1 protein-coding gene is annotated in these 243 nt (G+C 60.9%); it reads right to left on the bottom strand.

The features are described from left to right. Positions 1-54: 54 nt before the first annotated feature. Positions 55-243 (bottom strand): hypothetical protein (locus tag SB717_RS38825; RefSeq protein ID WP_410908585.1); only part of this gene is annotated, 189 nt, incomplete at its 5' end.

The raw sequence follows: 243 nt of genomic DNA, 5'->3' as shown, positions 1-243 counted from the left end.
GCCACCGTCGACAGGCAGACCTTCGAACGCCGCGCAAAGCCGAGCCTAGCGTGGCTAGGCTGCATCGCCCGGACGAACGGCGCAGTACTCACCGAGTCCGTTCGATGATCGTTCCGCCCACCCTTTCTGCGACATCAGAATCAACTGACCCAGATCCATAGCCCAGCGTGCGCAGTCATTCCAGGTGAGCCGCCATGTGATTGTCGGCCACAACGCACTGGCACTATCGAGGGTCAGGTACAA

It is taken from the genome of Priestia sp. SIMBA_032 (genome assembly GCF_046535215.1).
In the GTDB taxonomy this organism is placed as follows: domain Bacteria; phylum Bacillota; class Bacilli; order Bacillales; family Bacillaceae_H; genus Priestia; species Priestia aryabhattai.
Note: the sequence above shows the minus strand (reverse complement) of the source record. Positions and strands in the feature narration are given on the sequence as shown.